This is a genomic window from Prosthecobacter sp. Pr1, from assembly GCF_057652315.1.
In genome coordinates this window covers 14,908-36,131 of record NZ_JBYFBS010000010.1, presented here as the reverse complement: position 1 = coordinate 36,131, position 21,224 = coordinate 14,908, and the positions used below count along the sequence as shown (strand labels likewise).

Sequence of the window (21,224 nt, the reverse complement as noted above, 5' to 3'; positions counted from 1 at the left end):
GCTGCTGGGCATCCCCATTCCCGTGCTGCTGCTGTTTTTTGTGCTGCGCGGCTGCACCTGAGCACCTGCGTTGGTTCATCCATCGGCCCTGCATCCCTCCAAACGGATGCAGGGCTTTTTTGTGCGGCGGCGGCCCGCCATGGCGTGCACGCAGCGCGCCCAATGAATCGGGTTTCACCCCATGGATAACGAAAGGGGCCGCCTGTTAACATGCACACCTTAATGCTTACCATTCAATCCAACCACCCACGACTCAACCTCATGAAACCTCAGCTTCGCCATCGTCACATCCTTGCCATTGCCAGTCTGCTTCTTGCCAGCCCGGCTGCGAGCATGGCACAAACTTCCACTGGCGCAGGCGCGGGGGCGCAACCAACCGGCACTGCCGCGAACATGGTGATTGTGCAGGGTGGCGTTGCGGCGGACACCACGTATGGTGGAACGATCAGCACCTTTAGCGCGGACGGCTTCTCTCTCCTGGCTGCACCGAATGGGACGGCGACCAACTTCATGATGGGGCCGAACACGGTGTTTCTCGACAGCGAAGGGCGCATCATCCCGAGAGAACAATTCAACGCCCAGATGCCCGCCACGGTGACTTACGTCCGCTCGGGGAACCAACTGATCGCCACGCGAGTGGTGGCGCAGCCTGTTGCGCCGGCCACTCCTGCGCCTTTCTCTGCGGGCAGTCTCACGGAGGTGAGTCCGGGCATTCTTGTGGTGAAGGTGGCGGGTGCTTCATCAACGCCGGTGCAGTATGTGAATAATCAGACCACGAACTATGTGGATCAGCAGGGCAATCCGGTGGCGCCTTCCTCCGTGAAGCCAGGCACGCCGGTGCGTGTGTTCTACACCAAAGTGGGGGACACACTCATCGCCAGCAAGGTGGAGGTGCAGCCGGCCACGGGTACGGGTCTGCCGATACCGGCTGTGATTGAAGCGACACCAACTTCCACCACCACGACGACGATCGAGCGCAAAGTGAAGCCGTAACAAGGCGGCCAGAGCGCGAGTTTCAGCCCTGCATCCCATGACACGGATGCAGGGCTTTTTTGTGCAGCGGCGGCATGCGACGGAAAGCCCGGGTGAAAAATAAAAAGAGTCGGGTTTCACCCCATGGCGAATGCGGCGCGGGAACTCTAGCATGCTGCTGATGACACCAACAACTGCGTCCTCAAAACCAAGAAAAACAACCACCATGAAATCGAAAACAACCTCTCTCTTCTCCGCATCCACCCTCGCACTTTGCGCTGCGATGCTCTTCACTTCCAACAGCAATGCAGCACCGAAGGACACCCTCGATGCCGCAGACGTCAAGTTCGTCAAAACCGAAGTCGCAGCCGGCAATGCTGAACTGAAAATTGCCGAACTGGGCGTGCAAAAAGCCGAGCGTGCCGACGTCAAGGCTTTCGCTGAAATGCTGGTCAAAGACCACACCCAGGCGAACAAGGAGCTCAATGCTCTGGCCACCGAAAAGGGCGTGGAAGTCTCCGCCGTGATGAGCCCGAAACATGCGGAAGAATTCCAGAAGCTGGAAAAGGCCACCAAGGCTGATTTCGACAAGGAATTCCTCTCCGAAATGGTCAGCGCCCACAAGAAGTGCGTCAGCAACTTCGAAGAAGCCGCCAAGGATGCCAAAAACAGCGACCTGAAAGCATGGGCTGAAAAGATGCTCCCAACGCTGAAGGCCCACCTTTCCCAGGCCAAGGAACTTGCCGGCAAGTAATTTGCGCCAAAGGGGCAGGGAACAGGGCGAATCCGTTTGCCTGATTTCCTGACGCACCTTGAACCGCAACAAGCTGTGGCAGTTGAGGCGACCCCCCGCCCGGCTGTCACAGCTCTTTTTTATCGGCGCTGCGACCGCACGCCGCCGAGTCCACCCCATACCACACTCTGCCATACCATGAGCGCCACCGAAACGACCTATGACATGTGCAACGCGCTGCTGACGCTGGAGAACGCCGCCGTTGAGACCTACAGCCAGGTGATTGACAAATACGACCCCGAAGCCGCCGACGCGGTGCTGGAGCGAATCCGCGCCGACCATCAGGCGAACGTTTTTGAGCTGAACCAGTTTATTTCTTATCTTGCCATGGAGCCTTCAGCCGCAGGCGGCACGTGGGCCGGCATTGAAGAGGCGCTGAATGAGTCGGAGGTACTGCTGGGAGAAGCTCCCATTTTGAAATGCCTGCAGGCGGGCGAGGAACTGGTCATCAGCCAGTATGAAAACGCGCTGGCCAATGAGGACGTGTCCGTGGCAGCGAAGACGCTGATCAAGCGGACGCTGCTGCCGATTCTCTCGGATCATCTCATCGACCTGCAACAGAGGCGGGATCTGGGGCAGTGAAAAGTCTGCCACGCACGGCTTGGGAAATTAAGCGCACATCTTAATCGCCATGAGTGACTTCCTATTCTCAGTGCTGCTAACCGTGCTCGACAAGCAGTCGTTCGTGGAGTCTGCTGAAGGCACAGGCGCCACCCAGGCCAAAAGACAGGGCTTGTGATTGATTCATGAAAAAGCCAGCCCCACCTCCAGCGCGGAAGCGCACCCTGCGCAAAGCCGCTCCTGCACCACGGAAGACACCGCCGAAGAAAGCCGTTGAGTGCCCCATCGTGGGCATCGGTGCATCTGCGGGCGGCTTGGAGGCGCTGGTGCAGTTCCTGGGCCATGTGCCGAAGGACAGCGGCATGGCTTACGTGATCGTGCAGCATCTGGACCCGACGCAGAAGGGCATGATGCCCGAGCTGCTGCAGCGTGCCACGAAGCTGAAAGTGATGCAGGTAAAGGACCGCACCCGGGCGGAGCCGAACTGCGTGTATGTGATCCCCCCGAACAGCGACATGTCCGTGCTGCGGGGTGTGCTGCACCTGCTGGCTCCCGTGGAGATGCGCGGGCTGCGGCTGCCGATCGACTTCTTCTTCCGCTCTCTGGCGGAGGATCAGCGGGAGCAGAGCGTGGGCATCATCCTTTCCGGCATGGGCAGCGATGGCACGCTGGGGCTGCGCGCCATCAAGGAGAAGGCGGGCATCGTGCTGGTGCAGGATCCTGCCACGGCGAAGTTTGATGCGATGCCGCGCAGTGTCATCGATGCAGGGCTGGCGGACATCGTGGCCACGGCGGAAGAGCTGCCGGAGAAACTCATCGCCTACCGGAGGCATCTGCCGCATCTGGACAAGTCCGAGCTGCATCTGGAGGAAAAGGTGCAGAGCGCGCTGGAGAAGATCGTCATCCTGCTGCGCGCGCACTGCGGGCATGATTTCACGCTGTACCGGCGCAGCACGCTCTATCGCCGCGTGGAGAGGCGCATGGGGATTCATCAGGTGGGCAAGATCAGCGGCTATGTGCGCTACTTGCAGGAGAATCCGCAGGAGCTGGGCATCCTCTTCAAGGAGCTGCTCATCGGCGTGACGAATTTCTTCCGCGACAAGGCCGCGTGGGAGCAGCTGGCGGCCAAGGCGCTGCCGCTGCTGCTGAAAGACCGGCCTGCGGGCAGCACCCTGCGCGCATGGGTGGCGGGCTGCTCCACCGGTGAGGAGGCCTACTCGCTGGCCATGATTTTCAAGGAGACGCTGAAGCAGCTCAAGATCACGGACAACATCTCGCTGCAGATCTATGCCACGGACCTGGACAAGGACGCGATCGACAAGGCGCGCCTGGGTTTGTTTCCGGAGAACATCGTCGCGGATGTGTCGCCTGCGCGGCTGGCGCGCTTTTTCATCAAGGAAGAATGCGGCTACCGCGTGAACAAGGAGATCCGCTCCATGGTGGTCTTTGCCCCGCAGAACCTGATCATGGACCCGCCGTTCACGAAGCTGGACCTGCTGTGCTGCCGGAACCTTCTTATTTACCTCACGCCGGAGCTGCAGAAGAAGCTCTTCCCATTGTTTCACTACAGCCTGAATCCGGGCGGGGTGCTGTTTCTCGGCAGTGCAGAAAGCATCGGAAACTTCACGCACCTGTTCACCGCGCTGGCGCTGAAGGAGCGCCTGTTTCAGCGCAGCGAGACCGCCATGCAGGGCAGCCACCTTGATTTTCCGGCCGTGTATATGCCGGCGCACACGAGCCGCCAGGAATCGCAGGTCGCATCGCGAGTTCCGGCGCCGAGTTTGCAGGCGGTCGCGGACCAGATGCTGCAGCAGCGCTACGCACCGCCCGCCGTGCTGGTGAACGAGCATGGAGACATCCTCTACATCAGCGGCAAGACGGGAAAATTTTTGGAGCCCGCCGCCGGCAAGGCCAACTGGAACGTCATCGCCATGGCGCATGACGGCCTTCGCACGGAGCTCTCCAACGCGATGCAAAAGGTCATCCGCAAAAAAGGCAGCGTCAACGTGCGGGGCATCAAAATCGGCCCCTCGGCGGACACGCGCGCGGTGGACATCATGGTGCAGGCCATTGAAGAGCCGAAGGAGCTCGCGGGCATGCTGCTCATCGTGTTTACTGAAACCGTGGTCCCTGCCGAGCTGCGGCCTGACCTTTCCAAAGGCAAGGCCAGCAGCAGCGCCCGGCAGCGCGAGCTGCAAAACGAGCTGAAGCATGCGCGTGATGAAGTGCAGGCGGGGCGCGAGGAGATGCAGACCTCCCAGGAGGAGCTGAAGTCCATGAACGAGGAGCTGCAATCGACCAATGAGGAGCTGCAGTCCACGAACGAGGAGCTCATGACTTCGAAGGAGGAGATGCAGTCTCTCAATGAAGAGCTGCAGACGGTGAATGCGGAGCTGCAGGCGAAGCTGGACGAGCTCTCCGGCACGAACAACGACATGAAGAACCTGCTCAACAGCACGGACATCGCGACGGTGTTTCTGGACAACGAGCTGCATGTGCGGCGCTTCACGCTGCAGGCGAAGACGATCATCAAATTCATCCCCAGCGACGTGGGGCGTCCCATCACGGACCTGGCGTCCGACCTGCTCTATCCCGAGCTGGTCAAGGACGCGCACGAGGTGCTGCGCACGCTGGTCTTCAGCGAGCGCTCCATCGCCACGCAGGACGGGCGCTGGTTCACGGTGCGCATCATGCCCTACCGCACGGTGGACAACCGCATCGACGGTGTGGTCATCACCTTTGCGGACATCACCGCAGCGAAGAAAATCGAGGCCGAACTGCGCGAGCAACACCGCCGGCTGACGCAGCATGCGGCGGAGCAGAGCCGCGCGCTGGACAAAGCTCTCGGCAAACCCAAGGGCCGCCGGGCGGCCGCCCCGCAAAGGAAATCCAAATCATGAAACAACGAGCCATCGACCTGCGCCGCCGTGCTGAAGGCCGGCTGCGGGAAATGCCTGTCAAAACCAAGCGTGCCTCCAATGCAGTGGATGCGCAGTGCGCGCTGCAGGAGCTGCAGATTCACCAGATCGAGCTGGAGCTGCAAAACGAGGAGCTCAAGGTCACGAAGGCGGCGGTGGATGCGGGACTGGAGATGTACACGAACCTCTATGACTTCGCACCCGTGGGATATTTCACGCTGAGCACGGACGGCACCATCAGCCAGGTGAATCTCACCGGAACCACCATCGTGGGCGTGCAGCGGTCACACCTGCTGGGCCAGCGCTTTGGCGCGCTGCTGGAGGCCAGAGTGCGCCGGGAATTCAATGTCTTCCTCTCGCAAGTCTTTAAAGACGATGCGCGGCACTCCGCCGACTTTGAGCTGCTGCGCCAGGACCAGCCGCCGATGATCGTGAACATAGCGGCCAAGCGCCTGAGCAACGAGCATGAATGCCACGTTGTGATGGTGGACATCACGGCGCGCACAAAGGTGGAGGACATCCTGCGCCGCAATGAGGCGCTCTTTTCCGCGCTGCTGAGTCAGGCGCCCATCGGCGTGTATGTGGTGGATGACCAGATGCGCATGGTGCAGGTGAATCCCCGGGCGATGCCTTTGTTCAGCAACATCGAGCCGCTGATCGGGCGCTGCTTTGCGGAGGTGATCCGCCTGCTGTGGCCGAAGCGCGTGGCGGACGCCGCGGAGAGGCGCTTCCGGCACACGCTGAAGACGGGGGAGCCGTATCAGTCGCCCGAGTTTGTGGAGCGGCGCAAGGACACCCATGTGAAGGAGGCGTATGAGTGGCAGATCCAGCGCGTGACGCTGCCGTCCGGCGACCACCGCGTGGTGTGCTTTTTCAACAACATCACGGAGCGCAAACGTGCGGAGGAAACCCAGCGCCGCATGGAAGTGCTGGCCGCCTCCAACGCGAAGCTTAAGCTGGAGATCATCCGCCGTGAGGCGGTGGAGGCCGCGCTGAAGATGAGCGAGCAGCATGCCCATGACCTGCTGAACCAGTCACGCCAGCTGCAGAAAAAGCTGCGCGAGGCCTCCCACCAGCGCCTCCTCGCCCTGGAAAATCAGCGCAAGGACATCAGCCATGAGCTGCATGATAAAATCAGCCAGGTGCTGATCGGCATCAATGTGCGGCTGGCGGTCTTCACGCGCACGGCGGGGGTCGATGAGAAGGCCATGGCTCCGGTGCGTGAGCTGGTGGCGCAGTCCGTGCGCATCATCCACGACTATGCGCGCGAGCTGCGCCCTGCGATGCTGGACCAGCTGGGGCTGATCCCGACGCTGCGCACCTACATTGATGAAATCCCCAAGCACAAAGGGCGGGAGATCAAATTCACCGCATCGCCGGATGTGGAGGCGCTGGACAACGACAAGCGCACGGTGCTCTACCGCGTGGCGCAGGAGGCGCTGATCAACGTGGGCAAGCATGCGCAGGCGCACCATGTGGGCGTGACGCTGCATCTTGCGCGCGGTGGTGTGTGCCTGGAGATCACGGATGATGGCAAGTCCTTTGACGTGGACCTGCTCTCCTCCCCGCAGTGGAGCCGCCGCCTCGGCCTGACCGGGATGCGCGAACGCGTGGAGATGGTCAACGGCGTGTTCAGCATCGTGTCGAAGCGCGGCAAGGGGACGACGATCCGTGCGGTGGTGCCGGTGGGGAATGAAGTGAGCCGGGCGAGGCGTGTGAAGAAGGGGGAGTGAGGGGCTGGATGCTGGATGCTGGATGCTGGATGCTGGATGCTGGATGCTGGATGCTGGATGCTGGATGCTGGATGCTGGATGCTGGATGCTGGATGCTGGATGCTGGTATGCGGGGCGTGGTGACAGACTTTTCTTTGGAGAACGGCACGCAGGTGCGCTTTGACGCAGCGTCTGAGCGCCGCTTTGAACAAACCGGAGCATGGGCAGCGCTGAGCGCAGGTGTGGTATAGCGGAGCGTGGAGGCGTGAAGGTGCAGGTGGGGTTTCACCCCATTTCGAAGGGGTTGCGGGGCAGGCAGGATGCGTTGATTTTCACATCCTCAACGCCATTATCCAAGACCATGCTCATTTCCGCCACCACACTCAAGGGATACTCACTGGAAGGCCTGGACGGCGCCATGGGGAAGGTCCGCGAATTCTACTTTGATGACCGCTTCTGGACGGTGCGCTACCTGGTGGCGGACACGGGGAGCTGGCTGACGGGCAGGCAGGTGCTGATCTCTCCGCATGCCCTGGTGGGCGTGAGGGCGGACAGGGAGCAAATCGCCGTGAACCTGACGAAGCAGCAGATCGAGGAAAGCCCCTCTCTGGACAGTGACAAGCCTGTGTCCCGCCAGTATGAGGAGGACTACTACGGCCACCATGGCTGGCCGACGTACTGGGCCGGCACGGAGCTGTGGGGGAATTATCCCGGCATCATGCGGGACCGGGATCTGTGGAACTCCGCCGTGGACGGCAAGTGGGCCTGGGATCCGCACCTTCGCAGCACGTTTGAGGTCACGGACTACGACGTGAAGGCGACGGACGGCGAGATCGGGCATGTGCAGGATTTCATCGTGGATGATGAGACCTGGGAGATCGCGCATGTGGTGGTGAGCACACGCTACTGGCTGCCGGGAAAACGGTTTTTGATTTCTCCGAAGTCGATCGAAGGCGTGAACTGGGGAGAGTCGAACATCTCGGTGAACCTCACGCGGGATGAGATCCAGCATTCGCCGGAATACAGGGAAGGGGAGATGCTGACACGAATGCAGCATGCGCCCACAGATGCGCAGGCGATGGCGGCGTGGCGCAATGAGGGTGATCCGAACTGAGGAGGCGTGGCAATATGGGGTGTTTCCCTGCCTGGGCCGCAATTGCTTGTGATGGATGTCTTCATCCATTAGCCCAGCTTCTATGAACATCGAAGGAACACTCGCTCATTTCAATTTTAGTCCCAAGGGAGGTTATGAAGCCCTGATCATCCTCACAAAGAAAGGGGCGGTTCAGGTGAACTTTGAGCCGGATGAAGCGGTCGTGCTGGCTGCCACGCTGAAGGCTGGCGGCAAGGTGAGCCTCAAGGCGGATGCCTTGCATGAGCATGACGAGGCGGCGCATCCGGTCTTCCACCTCAAGGGGATCAAGGTGGGCGGAAAGACAGTGAAGCTCTCACCGAAGACCGAGGTGAAGGGGAAGGTGCAGCAGCTGAACTAAGCGCTGCATGGCGAGGTGAACGGTGCGGTGCTGGACACGGGGGACTTCGTGCACCTCAAGCCGCACGGTGCGCGGGCGCTCAGTCTGGCCGTGGGTCAGACACTGAGTGCGAGCGGTGAGATGCGTCCGCTGTTGTTTGGCGAGCAGCGTGCCATCGAGGCTGAAACTGCGAATGGTGTGGATCTGAGCGAGCTGAAGCATGGGAAGAAGGCGGCGAAAAATGCGGCTAAGAAGGCTGCCAAGAAAGCTGCGGGGAAGAAGAAGGCCTGAGGTTGGGCTGCGATGCCATGCTGAGAGTTAACCCGCCAGACGGACCAAGTCTGGCGGGTCATTAGGGTTTGCTTCGAGGGGGGGTGAAGCTGCGGTCAGTTCCGCCACGAGGGAACTGTAAGGAAGCACATGCGCCTCTGTTCATTCCGCAGGTGTGCCGTGAATGATCTCGCGTGCCGGGGCCGTCTGGTCGAGCGCCATTGCGACGTGCTCCTGGCCGACGAGCCCGGGTTAAGGGCTGCCGCTTGGCGACGAATCTGCCATCCGCTATACCCAACAGGGAGCCTGCCGTGTCTGCCATTTCCAGTATCCACGAACTCGTCTTCACCACCCGTCTGAGGGCTATGGTGGTCCTTGGACACTTTAATTCAGAATAAATCAGCTAGGACAACAGCTTAATAATATATAAATAAAAACGAAATGTTGACCATTAAAGCGTTATTTGCATATAAGTACATTAAGTATTAAAAAATACGAAAACAGCGTGGGTTAATTTTTGTTAATTTTTCCCATGAAAGCAAACCACCTGCACATGAACACCCCCAGTCTGTTGGACACGGATACACTTTGGACCATTTTTGGCTTCATTGGCACCAACTGGAACAACGCCTCTTCCTGCGCGATGACGCAGGCTCAATTCGTGGATGTGGTGAACTGGCAGGCGCAGCTCGATCCAAGATACACAGGTTATTACGCGGATGCCGTCAGCGAGTACAATTCCTTTCTCTCCTTGTATGGTGGAAATCAGCAGGAGGCTCTTGTGGCTCTGTACTCGGCGAATCTGGCTCCACAGCCAAATCCACAGCCAAATCCAAATCCGGTGGTGGGCCAGTATGTGCTCTTTGAGTTCATGCGGTGGCAGGTGGCCTTCGGCGGTTTCAAGGCGTTCGGATACGTGAACTACACTGGTTGGATGGGAGGCGGTTCGTTTCTGAGCGTTCCACCTCCGTATCGCGCGCTATCAACACAGAGCTCAAAGCTATGAGTACAAAAAATCGAATGACGGCCGCAGATGTGGTGATCGTCGGCTCCGGCGTGGCCGGCAGCCTCCTGGCAAGTCAGCTGTCGCTGGCCTATGGAATGACCGTGCTGGTGCTGGAGGCCGGGCCGGACATCCCGATGGCGGACCCGGGAACATGGTTTCATTTTGTGGCCAATGGTGCCACGACCCAGGCGGCTCCCTATTCCGCATGCTATGATCAAGCGGGCGATTTTGTCTCCACCGGCAACAACCCCTGGCAAATCGAAGGCGGCCGCATCTTTGGTCGTGGAGGTTCCACGCTGCACTGGGACGGGTGGACGCCGCGCTTCATGCCTGAAGACTTCGCTCTTTGCACCAACACTGGGCAAGGAATCGACTGGCCTTTCACCTATTCCGATCTGGAGCCGTGGTATTGCCAGGCGGAGCAGTATCTGGGGGTGAGCGGAGACTCCACGGACAACAATCCGGTCAGAAGCCAGCCTTATCCGTACGGGGCGGCGCCATTTCCGATCTCTGCGGGTCCGTTCATTTCCGCATTTGAGGGGCTCGAATACAGTTACGGACACCTGCCGATCGCGCGCTATGGGGCTGCATCTGGCCCCAACGGGCCATGCCGGACGACGGGAACCTGCAACTATTGCCCGGTGCGGGGCCGCTTTACTGGAGATCAGCCACTCGACGCGCTGGCCAGCGCAGGCACCGTCACGCTTCAACTCAATGCTCCCGTCGTACAAATTAACTTGAGCAGCAGGCAGGTGGCTTCCGGAGTCACCTATTTCGACATGACCACAGGGGAGACCGTCGAGGTGCAGGCCGAGTATGTGATGCTGTGCAACGGGGCGATCGAAGCACCCAAGCTGCTGTATTCATCAGGAGCGCCGTATTGGGCCAATGGCATAGGCAACGACAATGATCTTGTTGGCCGTTACCTCGTCGCCACCCCGTTCTTCCAATCGTCGGGCATGGCCCCCAACCCCGACGCGTTTGAGGAGGAGCTTGGTTTTCCCAGCCTGTATTCACGGCAGTTCGATTGCCCAGAGCGCCAGGCCGCCGGGAAATTGTTCATGACCATGGATTATGAAACCCCCAATCTCGACATTGCCACATTGATGACCCAGGGGCAGACGACCGCCCAGATCATGGCAGCCACGACGGCGCAGGCCAGCTTTGTCTTGTATGGGAATGTGTCCCCATTCCCTCAGTTCAACAACCGGGTGACTCCAACCAGTGGCGTGACGCGATTCAATCTCCCGGTTTCTCAAATCAACACCCCTGACGCAATGTTCGATCCTGCCGTCATGGCGGAGTATCAGGGCATCGTGCAGACGGTGCTGACCAACATGGGGTGTGAGAGTGTTGCCTCGGCTTCCTACCCACAACGTGGCGACCACGCCGCCTGCACCACGCGAATGGCCACGGACCCAAGCCTGGGGGTGGTGGATACAAACTTTACGGTCTTCGGCACACGCAACCTCTTCGTCTTTGGCAACAGCGTGCTTCCCACGCTTCCCGCTGCAAATCCCACCCTGACCATGGTTGCCATGATCCTGCGATTCATCAATTCCAGCCCTTCCTGCCTGCGGCGCAAAGGGTGACAGCGCCACGGCCAGAGGGCACCAACAACAAACCATATGTGGTCTATTTCTTCACTCAACAATCCAGGCGGGCAGGCTGTCAGCATGAGCGACGGTTTGCCTCTCAATGCCATGCGCGGGCCTGAGGGCTGTTCGTTCCGCATGATCGCAACCGGTCTCGGATTTCTTGATTTCACCGACGTGGGACATCAGCCAGGAGGCCCCCATTGGTGGCAGATTGTCATCAACGGCAACGCCTACTGGTATGACGGACAAGGAGAGTTGAGCGTAACACTCAATGCCGACAGCACCTTTTCTGTGACGGGAGACGGCAATAACTTGTCGGGCAGTCTGCTGCCTCTGCCGTATGTCTCACCAGACGATGTGGAACTGCTCGATTTAATGATGGTGGAGAACCTGGTGCCATATCAAAAAATACCTGAAGGCGGCAAAACCAATCAGCAGATTCAGGCGCTGGGGGAGCAGTATTTCCCGTTCAGCTCGTCGTTTTTCCAGCTGGCGATGTCGGTCTATGACTGGACCACCGCCGATTTTGCCAGGCTGGTTTTCCTGCGTGTTTTTGCCTACACTGAGTGTGCAGGCAGCCCCTTGGACCTGCCGAGCATCGCCAATGCCATATGGACCTCGTCATGGCCGCCTTATGTGCCCGGAGACCCCGATTACATGAACTCGTTCATGATGACGCCAGCGACCTCGTATGAGGAGGTGTATTCCCAGCTGGTGAATGTTTCCGAGCGATTGCGGGCGTGTTGCGAGGCGGAGAACAGACTCATCGCCGCAGCTTTTCAAGCGATGCCCCGCACCAGCGTGCTTGCAAAGCCGCAGCTTTTCAGCGGCCAGGTTGACATTTCCAATCTCGGACCAGAGCACTTTGCGCCGGAATTTCTCCAATTCCCAGGCAATGCCGGCCCCACGTCAATCAATCTGTCAATGCCTCTGGCGGAGGCGCTGAGCACATTTGTCGTTCCAGGTGCCACTATCACCACGAAAATGATCTGGAGCTTTACTGACTCTGCGGCGGATGCCATGCATTATCAGAACGGCATTCTGCTGATTGCCAATCCCCCCCGGGGGGCCACAGTCTGGGATGCTGCCAGTTACATCACACCGCTGTCAGACGAAAGCGACAAGACAGAGTACACCTTTGCGCCCGGAACGAGTTTTGTCGTTCAGTCCGTGGAAAACCAAATGATCGAAGGGAAGCCGGTGGTCGTGATCAACCTCCTTGCCCCGTAGCAGCCGGTTGGGAAAAGCTTGTTCCTGATGAAGCGGGGATGGCGTCAATTTTGATGCGTGTCCCCCACCTCATTACTGCCGAATGATCTGGCGGGAGAGCTGTTCGAGGGCCTGGTTCATGGCGGTGACGCGGGCGCGCAGGGAGGTGGGATCTGGGGGGACGGGGATAAGGAGGCGGAAGAAGTGGGTGCGGGCTTCGCCGCCGCTGACGGGCTGGAGTTTCCAGGTGCCTTGCAGGACCATTTGGTTTGCAGCGTCGGGCTCGAACTGGGCGATCTTCAATTCGAGGAGGGTGGTGTAATCGAGCGAGGTGAAGCTTTCCACGGGCTGGATGTTCATGGAGCCGGTGAGGCGGCTGAGATTGCTGGCGATGACGCGGGAGATGCCGCTGTCGAGGGGCTCGCCCCAGAGATCGAGTTTGCTGACCATGAGCTGCCCTTTGGAGCGGGTGACGAGTTGCGGGCTGTCGAGGTAGCCGGGGAGGGAGGGGCGGCCCACGGCGATGGCGGGGCGCGCAGCGGTGAGGGTGCGGTCTGGCACCAGAGGCTCCAGCAGGTGCTGGGTGGCGGTGTCTTTGACGGGCTGAAGCACGCTGCAGGCGGCGAGTGTCAGCAGCAGGAGGCCGCAGGTGAGGAGGCGCGTGTTCATGGATGGAGGTCTTTGCCGCGCAGGAGCGTGCTGGGGTTTCGTTTGAGCTCGTTGGCGAGTTCCTTGATGGCGCGTGAGGCGCGCTCGGCCTCCTCCAGGACGTTTTGCAGGCGCATGAGGACGGGGGCGCGGGGGTTGGTGACGTTGGAGATGTCGGCGGAGGCTTCCTTGATTTTCTCCAGTCCGGCGGTGGCCTGCTGCATGACTTTTTCCAAATCCTTGAGCAGGGGATCGATGCCCAGATTGGCCTTCTTGGCGAGTTCATCGAAGCTCTTGAGCGCCGTCGCCAGGGTGTCGATGGCGAGGCCGAGTTTTTTGTTGCCGGTGAGGGCGCGGACGTCCGTGGTGATGCCGAGGATGTTGTCGTTGATGGCCTTGAGATTGAGCGCGGCGATCTGCTCCTTGGTGTTGGAGAGGACATCGCGCAGATCCTTCATGATTGAGGCGAGATCGAGGTCGTTGAATTTTTTCAGGCCGTCCGAGATGCCGGAGATGATGGCATCGAGCTCGGTGCCCATGGTGGGCACGGCGGGGAAGCTCGGCGGGTTCTCGGGTTTGAAGAGGAAGCCGGGCTTGTCCGGGGCGATGTCGAACTCGATGTAGAGCTGGCCGGTGAGGAGGCTCTGCTGCTTCATGCGGGCGCGCAGGCCATTGGCCACGGCGAACTTCACGCCGGCATCGGTGGTGAAGTCGATTTTGTCTCCGGTGGTGGAGCCGACGAAGCGGAGGTCCTTCTCGGAGAGCTCGACGACGACGGGGATGATCTTGCGGTTCTCTTTGGAGTCGAGCAGGACACGGATGGAGGCCACGCGACCGATGCGCACGCCGCCGAAGCGGGCCTCCGAACCGACGAGGAGGCCATTGGCGCTCTGATCAAAGTAGAGCATGATGCGGCTGGTCTTTTCAAAGAAGCGGCTGGCGCCAAAGAGGATGAGGGACCCGGCGGCGAGCACGATGCCGACGAGCGTGAAGATGCCGATGAGTGTGGGGCTGGCGGTTTTGCTCATGGTGTGGGTGGAGGTGTGTCGCCGCGATTTAAAAAGAGGCGCACGGCGGGATTGTCCGAGTGATCGCGGAGATCGGAGGGATTGCCCAGGGCGCCCTGGGTGTGGGTGGCGGTGTCGAGAAACACGGAGTTGTTGGCGATGCTGAAGATGCTGGCGAGCTCGTGCGTGACGATGACGATGGTGGAACCCTGGCCATCGCGCAGGCCGAGGATGAGATCGTCCAGGCGGCGGGAGCTGAGGGGATCAAGGCCGGAGCTGGGTTCGTCGAGAAAGAGGATGTCGGGGTCCAAGGCCATGGCGCGTGCGATGCCTGCGCGCTTCTTCATGCCGCCGCTGATCTGGGAAGGGTAGAAGTCTTCATAGCCTGAGAGGCCGACGAGGGAGAGCTTGTAGCAGGCGAGATCGCGCAGGGTTTTGGGCGGAAGCTTGCAGGATTCCTCCAGCGGCATGGAGATGTTTTCCGCGAGGGTGAGGGATGACCACAGGGCGGCGGACTGATACATGACGCCAAAGCGCTGGAAGAAGGGGCCGCGCTCTTCGAGAGGCGTGGCGGTGAAGTCTTTGCCATCGTAGAGGATGGAGCCTTTGGCGGGCTCGCGCAGGCCGATGAGGTGGCGCAGGAGGGTGCTCTTGCCGCAGCCGCTGCCGCCCATGATGACGAAGATGTCCTTGTCTTGAATTTCGAAATTGAGGTCATGCATCACCACGAGGTCGCCGTAGGCCATGGTGAGATCTTGGACGGTGATTTTGGCGGCCATGGTCAGATGTCCAGCAGGGTGAAGATGGCGGCGAAGGCGGAGTCCAGCACGATGACGGAAGTAATGGCGGTGACCACGGCGCGCGTGGTGGCCTCTCCCACAGCGGCGGAGGAATTCCCCGCGCGCATGCCCTGCATGCAGCCGCTGATGGCGATGGCCGCACCGAAGAAGGGGCTTTTTATAACACCGAGGGAGGCGTTGGTGATGTTTAAGGATGCGACCGTCTCCGTCCAGTAAAGCACGGGCGGGATGCCCGAGGCGGCACCGACCAGCATGCCACCGAGGATGCCCACGAGGTCTGCGTACACGGTGAGCAGGGGCATCATCAGCACCAGGGCCAGGATGCGTGGGAGGACGAGGAAGTCGAAGGGATCAAAGCCGAAGGTGCGCAGGGCATCGATCTCTTCATTGGCCTTCATGCTGCCGATGTGGGCGGCGAAGGCGGCGCCGGTGCGGCCGCTCATGATGATGGCGGTCATGACCACGCCCATCTCACGGACCATGGAGATGCCCACAAGATCTGCGACGTAGAGATCCGCACCGAAGTGCGCGAGCTGCACGCTGCCGACAAAGGCGAGGATGAGGCCGATGAGGAAGCTGATGAGCGAGACGATGGGCAGGGCCTCCACGCCGCACTGCTGCAGCGTCATCCAGAAATCTGAGCTGCGGAAGCGCGCACGACCACGTGCCAAGCGGCCGAGTGAAAGCACCGCCTGCCCGATGAAGTCCAGCAGCGCGATGCCGCTCTGCCAGGCGCTTAGGGTGATATTGCCGATGGTTTCCAGCCGAGACTGCGGGCGTGTGTCCGGATGGGCGCCGCCATCCTCCGGCACGGCGAGCGCGAGCTGGAGCAGGCAGCGCAGATTGTCGGGGAGTCCGTCCAGCGGTGCGGGCTGCGGATCGCCCTCGGCGGGGGCCTTCAGCGTGCGCAGATGCGCGAGGATGAATGCGGGCAGTGTGGAGTCATGGGTGCCCAGCGCGTCTGTTTGATAACGGGTGGGCGCGCGATCCGGGGCTGTGCCTGTGATGCTGACGGCGGGGCCTTCACGCAGCCAGTCTCCGGCGAGGGTCAGGCTCATGCCTTCGCCGTCTTGCTGCCAGACGGCGGTGGGGGGCGGATGAGGGGAGGGAGTCAATGAAGGGCACGAAGGCAGAGATCACCAAAAAACATGAAGGAAGGGGAGAACGAGCATGGCGTGCAGAGGGGGATTCCGCCATGGGGTGAACACCCACCGGGCCGTGGCATGTGCGGTAGGGTTTCACCCCATGGAGATGCACGGGGGAACCGTGGTAAATCGGAGACATAAACAAGATTCAGTTTCCCAAAGCCGGTGGGGTGGCGCTGCCCCTGCGCTGGTGATGGATCAACCAAGACACGACCATGCAAGAACAAGTCTGGAAACTCCTGGAACCCACCGGCACCCCGGCCACGTCCATGGTGGATGTGATGGACAAAGCCATCAAACGATCCAACAAGACGCTGGAGGCCACGGCTTCCTTCCGAACGGCGAAGCGCGCCGCCTTCATGGCCACGGCAAGATTCACCCCTGACCGGTGAGCTGCAACGCTCCCGATGACTGACGATGAACCCAAGCGAAGGATGGATGGCAGACGGCACGTGGACGTGGGCGATCACCGGCATGGTGCTGGTGGTGGTGCTGCTGCTGGCGATCCGGGAACTGTCGAAAAAGTAAATCCGCTTTCCGCGACCATGCGATCCACTCCTTAACCAACCAACCAACCATCCCTATGCTCATCCAGCTCAACACGGACAAGTCAGTGAAAGAAACGGCGGCGGCGCTGCAGATTGCGGTGCCAGCCCACAAGTTTGGCGTCATGCAGGTGCATGATCTCAAGGAAACCATGTGGAAGAAGGGCGTGGTGTTTGACCATGAGTGCCTGATCTTTGAAGTGTGCCAGCCGGAGCAGGCGAAGAAGGTGCTGGATGAAAACCTGAGCATCTCCACGGCGCTGCCCTGCCGGATCTCCGTGTATGAGGAAGGCGGCAAGACCGTGCTGGCCACCCTGAAGCCGACGACTCTGCTGGGGATGTTTAACACACCGCAGCTCAACGATGCGGCGCAGGAGGTGGAGGACACCCTGGTGAAGATCATGACGGAGGCGGCGGCCGCGTGAGTGTGCGGGAGGCCGTTTCATCCAACGCCGGAGCAGGACTGAGGACGGAGCTGGTCGCGGGTTGTAAAACTGATTTCCGATATGGCGAGGTCTTGGACGTTCGGTTTGCCGCAGAGGGGCAAAGGAGCAGAGGTGGCAGAGATTGATTTCATTCTTTGCTCCCTCTGCCTCTCCGCTCCTCTGCGGCAAACCGAACGTTTCTATAACTTGCAAGCGCCATGGCTGAGGAGGTCTCCACGGGCGATTTAGGAAAAAAGTTTCGAAAAATACGAGGACAAAATCTAACTACCATGAACGAGCACAATACAATTGAAGTCCCTGCAACGGCGCCTCTGGAAACGGTCAGCGCGGAGGAGGTCCGCACGCAGCCGGTGCCGGCGGCTGCGAATCCGGCGCTGCGCCGGGGGCAGACGACCATCCGCATCTACAGTCACTCGCCGCTGCTGTTCTGGTGGCCGGTGTGGGTGGTGGGGTATGTGATGGCGGGGCTGACTTATCTGCATGGGCAGGAGCAGCACCCGGAGAGCACGGGGCAGATGCTGGAGTGGGTGCATCCCGGCAACAACCTGGGGGTGATCTACTTCCTGACGCTGTTCCTGATCATCATGATCACGAATTTTTCGGTGCGCGGTCTGGCCTCGGGCATGGTGATCATGGGCGCTGCGCTGCTGACGGTGGTGCTGGCCTATGTGGGCTGGTGGGACGAGGTGTTCCGGTGGTTTGAGCACCTGACGATTCACCTTTCGATGGGCGCGTATTTTTGGTTTTCGTCGCTGATGTTCCTGACGTGGTTTCTGACGGTGTTTGTCTTTGACCGGCTGAGCTACTGGGAGGTGACGCCGGGGCAGCTGACGCACAAGATGCTCTTTGGCAGCGGCTCCAACAGCTACAACGCGCAGGGCATGGGGCTGGAGAAACATCGGGACGATATTTTCCGCCACTGGCTGCTGGGCTTTGGGTCCGGGGACATGAAGATCCGGACGTCGGGTGCCACGCGCGAGCAGATAGATTTGATGAATGTGCTGTTCATCGGGGCCAAGGTGGCGGCGATGCAGCGGCTCATTGCCGAGGTGCCGGAAGGTGTGGATGATGTGCGGGGGTGAGGGTTGTGGGAGGTAACACGAAGAGCGGAGGGCTTTTGGAGTGCGGCTGCGCAACCCTGAAAGGGTGAAGCTGCCGCTTTCGAACGTCTCGTGGCGTGCGAGGGGTGAGGGGCTGGCGGACGTGCACCGGCTCCCGCCTTCGAATAACCAGTGGTCTGGGTGGGCCGATCAGCACGGCGAAAGCGGTAGCTGCGTTCGTGCCTCACTGCGCAACCGCAGTCCATATCGGAGGCACGCGCAGCGCTCTGGGGGTGAGGCCGTGTCATCTTGAAAGGGAGATGCATTGGGGGCAAGGCAGGGCTCATCGATCTCGTAGGACACACGGCACCCCTGGGCTGAAAGACGGAAGGCCGGTGGCCTTCAAGACAAGGACGTCAATCTGTGCTGCAAATCCCCATAGTGGGGTTTCACCCCATGGTGCGGTTGTTGGCGCGGCCGGAGATTGGCACAACCAAACAGCCCCTCCTGCGGCGTATTGATAGTGAAAAGGAAGCCACGATTCATCCAGCAGGGATGGGTTTGGCGCAGGCGTCCTGAAGGGCTGGCAACACACAACTCCAACGCTATGTTACTTAAAGCAAACGCACTCAAAGGATTCAAGCTGGACTGCCTCGATGGCGAGATCGGGAGTGTCCGCGAATTTTACTTCGACGACCAGCACTGGACGATCCGCTACCTGGTGGCGGACACGGGCGGCTGGCTCAATGGCCGGATGGTTTTGATCTCGCCGTATGCGCTGGTGGGCGCGGTGAAGGAGGCTGAAGCCATCGCGGTGAATCTGACGCGGCAGCAGATTCAGGACAGCCCGTCCTGGGACAGCGACAAGCCGGTGTCGCGCCAGTTTGAGGTGGACTACCACGGCTACTATGGCTGGCCGATGTACTGGGGCGGCCCGCTGATGTGGGGTGCGTACCCCTACCTGGTGCGCGACCCGGAGAACTGGAGCGCACCGGAGGAGACGGAGCATTCCTGGGATCCGCACCTGCGCAGCACGGACGCGGTGACGGGGCATGACATTCAGGCGACGGATGGCGAGATCGGCCATGTGGTGGATTTCATCATGGATGATGAGAACTGGGCGATCCGCTACCTGGTGGTGGACACGGGCCACTGGTGGCCGGGCAAGAAGGTGCTGGTGTCACCCGTATGGATGGAGCGCGTGAGCTGGAGTGAAATGAAGGTCTTCGTGAAGATGAGCCGCGAGGCGGTGAAGGCATCGCCGGAGTACACGGACGAGGCGCTGGTGACCCGCGAGTATGAGAGCGGGCTGTTCCGGCATTATGGGAGCGACGGGTACTGGGCGCATGATAACGAACGTGTTTGAACCGCCGTTGGCTGGTGGTCTGTCCGGGAAAGCATGACAAAAACAATCAGCCAGGGACGGGGCTGGAATCGAATTAGACAAGCCTCCGAGGTGGGGCAGAGCCGATAGGTTTTTCAAAGGAGTCTCATATGCCGATACAACTCAAAGAAGAAAACGATGGGAACACGGTGGCGGTGTTCGTGACTGGCAAGCTGGTCAAGGAAGACTACGATCACTTTGTGCCGGAGTTTGACCGCCTGGCGGCTCTGCACGGCAAGCTGCGGGTGCTGTTTGACATGACGGATTTCCACGGCTGGACAGCGGGCGCCCTGTGGGAAGACACCAAGTTTGCGCTGCACCACTTCAACAGCATCGAGCGGCTGGCGATGGTGGGAAACTCGAAGTGGGAGCAGGGCATGGCGACTTTCTGCAAGCCGTTCACAAAGGCGGAGGTCAGATACTTCGACCAGAGCGCCGCTCTGGAGGCCCGGAAATGGCTGGAATGAAATGAGCGGAGTCTTGGATGGGGTAGGGCAATGACCTATCCATTCCGGCTCGACGGAAAAATAGAAACTGATATACATCTCTCACATGAACATGACCTCACCCATGGATCATCGTCTGCGGCAGGTGATCTTGCGTGATGGATGCAAGCGGCGCATGAGATGTGGAATGGATCCGAAAAACTACGCACGCCTGATGAGCGTGGCGGCGCTGTGGCTGCTGCTGACACTGGCTGGATTTGGCAAGTCCGGTGCGCAGGGGGCTGATGCGGCGAAGGAGCGGGAAACGAAGGACCGTGTGGTGGCGAAGGTGAACGGGATGCCGATTTATGCCTCCGACCTGGATGCGATGGTCAAAGCGCAGGAGCGGATGCTGACGGTCCAGCTGGTGAATGATCCGGTGCGATTGAAGAAGGAGCTGGCGGATGTGCGACGCAATGCGCTGAACGGGCTCATCGACTTCCAGCTGCTGGAGGATGAGTTTTTCAGGCTGGGAGGTGTCATCAACAAGGAGGACATCGAAAATGATGAGAAGCAGGTGACGCAGCTTTCATTCAACGGGGATCACGCGGCCTTGATGGCGGAGATCGACGCCGTGGGCATGTCCTTGGAGAAGTACCGTGAACTGCGGGAGCGGATGATCATCGTGAGCGCGGTGCGGGCGAAGATCGCGAACAAAGTGGAGGTGACGGACGCGATGGTGCGGGAGCATTATGAGAAGAACCTGCAGCGCTGGCGCGACCCGGAGTCGGTGAAGATTCACACGCTGACGATCCTGAGCACGACGCCCAATGCGCGCAGTCAGGCGGAGATCCTGCGCACGCGGATGGTGAACGGAGGAGACTTTGCGGAGATGGCGCGTGAGAACAGCGCCGACAGCCGTGCGGATGAGGGCGGTGCCTGGCCGTGGACGAAGCTTTCTGACATCAATGACCAGGTGGCAGGTGTCATCGCGAAGATGCAAAAGGGAGAGCTCAGCCAGGTGCTGGAGGAGCCTGGGACTTTCATGATCCTGCGTGTGGATGACATCCGGCATACGGATCCGAAGCCGTTTGAAAGCGTGAAGGAGGACGTGAAATTGTCGCTGATGGAGGAGCTGGCGAAGGAAAAGATCGAGCAACGGCTGAGCCGGCTGCGCGAGGCGGCGGACATTCAGAAGATGGGGCCGGTGTAAGCGGTGGGGCGGGATGCACCGGGGTGAAGCGGGGCTTTGCGATGCGAGGAGGCGGGAGGG

The 21,224-nt window shown here is 60.2% G+C and carries 21 protein-coding genes; 17 read left to right on the top strand and 4 right to left on the bottom strand.

Features of this window, described 5'->3' with window-relative positions; all coding sequences use genetic code 11:
- The first annotated feature begins 261 nt into the window (after positions 1 to 261).
- The 11 genes from AC24GY_RS16770 to AC24GY_RS16720 all read left to right on the top strand — a co-directional run bounded on the left by AC24GY_RS16770 (position 262) and on the right by AC24GY_RS16720 (position 12,532).
- A complete protein-coding gene (locus AC24GY_RS16770; protein ID WP_487685402.1) occupies positions 262 to 993 on the top strand; it encodes a hypothetical protein in 732 nt (243 codons plus the stop codon).
- Between the two features lie 205 nt (positions 994 to 1,198).
- Complete coding sequence (locus AC24GY_RS16765; protein WP_487685399.1) at positions 1,199 to 1,726, top strand: DUF4142 domain-containing protein; 528 nt, start codon at positions 1,199 to 1,201, stop codon at positions 1,724 to 1,726.
- Between the two features lie 177 nt (positions 1,727 to 1,903).
- A complete protein-coding gene (locus tag AC24GY_RS16760; RefSeq protein ID WP_487685396.1) occupies positions 1,904 to 2,347 on the top strand; it encodes a DUF2383 domain-containing protein in 444 nt (147 codons plus the stop codon).
- A 164-nt stretch (positions 2,348 to 2,511) separates the two neighbouring features.
- Positions 2,512 to 5,226, top strand: coding sequence for a chemotaxis protein CheB (locus AC24GY_RS16755; RefSeq protein ID WP_487685393.1), 2,715 nt, complete (start codon positions 2,512 to 2,514; stop codon positions 5,224 to 5,226).
- The gene (locus AC24GY_RS16750; protein ID WP_487685390.1) at positions 5,223 to 6,977 is read left to right on the top strand and encodes a PAS domain-containing sensor histidine kinase; all 1,755 of its coding nucleotides are present in this window, start codon (positions 5,223 to 5,225) and stop codon (positions 6,975 to 6,977) included. The genes AC24GY_RS16755 and AC24GY_RS16750 overlap by 4 nt, the downstream gene beginning before the upstream one ends.
- A 340-nt stretch (positions 6,978 to 7,317) precedes the next feature.
- A complete protein-coding gene (locus AC24GY_RS16745; protein ID WP_487685387.1) occupies positions 7,318 to 8,070 on the top strand; it encodes a PRC-barrel domain containing protein in 753 nt (250 codons plus the stop codon).
- Positions 8,071 to 8,152: 82 nt separating this feature from the next.
- Positions 8,153 to 8,449: a hypothetical protein gene (locus tag AC24GY_RS16740; protein ID WP_487685382.1), complete on the top strand. Its 297-nt coding sequence runs from the start codon at positions 8,153 to 8,155 to the stop codon at positions 8,447 to 8,449.
- Between the two features lie 15 nt (positions 8,450 to 8,464).
- Positions 8,465 to 8,719 carry a hypothetical protein gene (locus AC24GY_RS16735; RefSeq protein WP_487685379.1) on the top strand — a complete coding sequence of 85 codons (255 nt, stop codon included), beginning with the start codon at positions 8,465 to 8,467 and terminating at the stop codon, positions 8,717 to 8,719.
- Positions 8,720 to 9,251: 532 nt separating this feature from the next.
- Entirely contained in the window at positions 9,252 to 9,704 is a 453-nt protein-coding gene (locus tag AC24GY_RS16730; protein ID WP_487685376.1) for a hypothetical protein, read from the top strand.
- 14 nt (positions 9,705 to 9,718) lie between these two features.
- Positions 9,719 to 11,296, top strand: a complete 1,578-nt coding sequence (locus tag AC24GY_RS16725) for a GMC oxidoreductase (protein WP_487685373.1) — start codon at positions 9,719 to 9,721, stop codon at positions 11,294 to 11,296.
- A gap of 84 nt (positions 11,297 to 11,380) precedes the next feature.
- Positions 11,381 to 12,532, top strand: coding sequence for a hypothetical protein (locus AC24GY_RS16720; protein WP_487685370.1), 1,152 nt, complete (start codon positions 11,381 to 11,383; stop codon positions 12,530 to 12,532).
- Positions 12,533 to 12,604: 72 nt separating this feature from the next.
- Here the strand turns inward: AC24GY_RS16720 and AC24GY_RS16715 are convergent, their stop codons facing one another.
- Genes AC24GY_RS16715 through AC24GY_RS16700 form a run of 4 tightly spaced genes read right to left on the bottom strand, consistent with a single transcriptional unit; the run spans position 12,605 to position 16,081 of the window.
- Complete coding sequence (locus AC24GY_RS16715; RefSeq protein ID WP_487685367.1) at positions 12,605 to 13,180, bottom strand: PqiC family protein; 576 nt, start codon at positions 13,178 to 13,180, stop codon at positions 12,605 to 12,607.
- Positions 13,177 to 14,187, bottom strand: coding sequence for an MlaD family protein (locus tag AC24GY_RS16710; RefSeq protein WP_487685363.1), 1,011 nt, complete (start codon positions 14,185 to 14,187; stop codon positions 13,177 to 13,179). The genes AC24GY_RS16715 and AC24GY_RS16710 overlap by 4 nt, the downstream gene beginning before the upstream one ends.
- Entirely contained in the window at positions 14,184 to 14,945 is a 762-nt protein-coding gene (locus AC24GY_RS16705; protein ID WP_422317729.1) for an ABC transporter ATP-binding protein, read from the bottom strand. Before AC24GY_RS16705 ends, AC24GY_RS16710 begins: the two co-directional genes overlap by 4 nt.
- 2 nt (positions 14,946 to 14,947) lie before the next feature.
- Positions 14,948 to 16,081: an MlaE family ABC transporter permease gene (locus tag AC24GY_RS16700; RefSeq protein WP_422317731.1), complete on the bottom strand. Its 1,134-nt coding sequence runs from the start codon at positions 16,079 to 16,081 to the stop codon at positions 14,948 to 14,950.
- A gap of 245 nt (positions 16,082 to 16,326) precedes the next feature.
- On the opposite strand from AC24GY_RS16700, the gene AC24GY_RS16695 reads away from it, so the two are divergent.
- The 6 genes from AC24GY_RS16695 (at position 16,327) to AC24GY_RS16670 (ending at position 21,164) form a co-directional block, all read left to right on the top strand.
- Positions 16,327 to 16,503 carry a hypothetical protein gene (locus AC24GY_RS16695; RefSeq protein WP_487685358.1) on the top strand — a complete coding sequence of 59 codons (177 nt, stop codon included), beginning with the start codon at positions 16,327 to 16,329 and terminating at the stop codon, positions 16,501 to 16,503.
- Between the two features lie 191 nt (positions 16,504 to 16,694).
- Positions 16,695 to 17,081 carry a DUF302 domain-containing protein gene (locus AC24GY_RS16690; RefSeq protein WP_422317735.1) on the top strand — a complete coding sequence of 129 codons (387 nt, stop codon included), beginning with the start codon at positions 16,695 to 16,697 and terminating at the stop codon, positions 17,079 to 17,081.
- Positions 17,082 to 17,371: 290 nt separating this feature from the next.
- Positions 17,372 to 18,184 carry a hypothetical protein gene (locus AC24GY_RS16685; RefSeq protein WP_487685355.1) on the top strand — a complete coding sequence of 271 codons (813 nt, stop codon included), beginning with the start codon at positions 17,372 to 17,374 and terminating at the stop codon, positions 18,182 to 18,184.
- A gap of 565 nt (positions 18,185 to 18,749) precedes the next feature.
- Positions 18,750 to 19,508 (top strand): PRC-barrel domain containing protein, encoded by a 759-nt coding sequence (locus AC24GY_RS16680; protein ID WP_487685352.1) that lies wholly within the window; start codon positions 18,750 to 18,752, stop codon positions 19,506 to 19,508.
- 128 nt (positions 19,509 to 19,636) lie between these two features.
- Complete coding sequence (locus tag AC24GY_RS16675) at positions 19,637 to 19,993, top strand: SpoIIAA family protein (protein WP_487685349.1); 357 nt, start codon at positions 19,637 to 19,639, stop codon at positions 19,991 to 19,993.
- A gap of 166 nt (positions 19,994 to 20,159) precedes the next feature.
- Positions 20,160 to 21,164, top strand: coding sequence for a peptidylprolyl isomerase (locus AC24GY_RS16670; RefSeq protein WP_487685346.1), 1,005 nt, complete (start codon positions 20,160 to 20,162; stop codon positions 21,162 to 21,164).
- Positions 21,165 to 21,224: the final 60 nt, after the last annotated feature.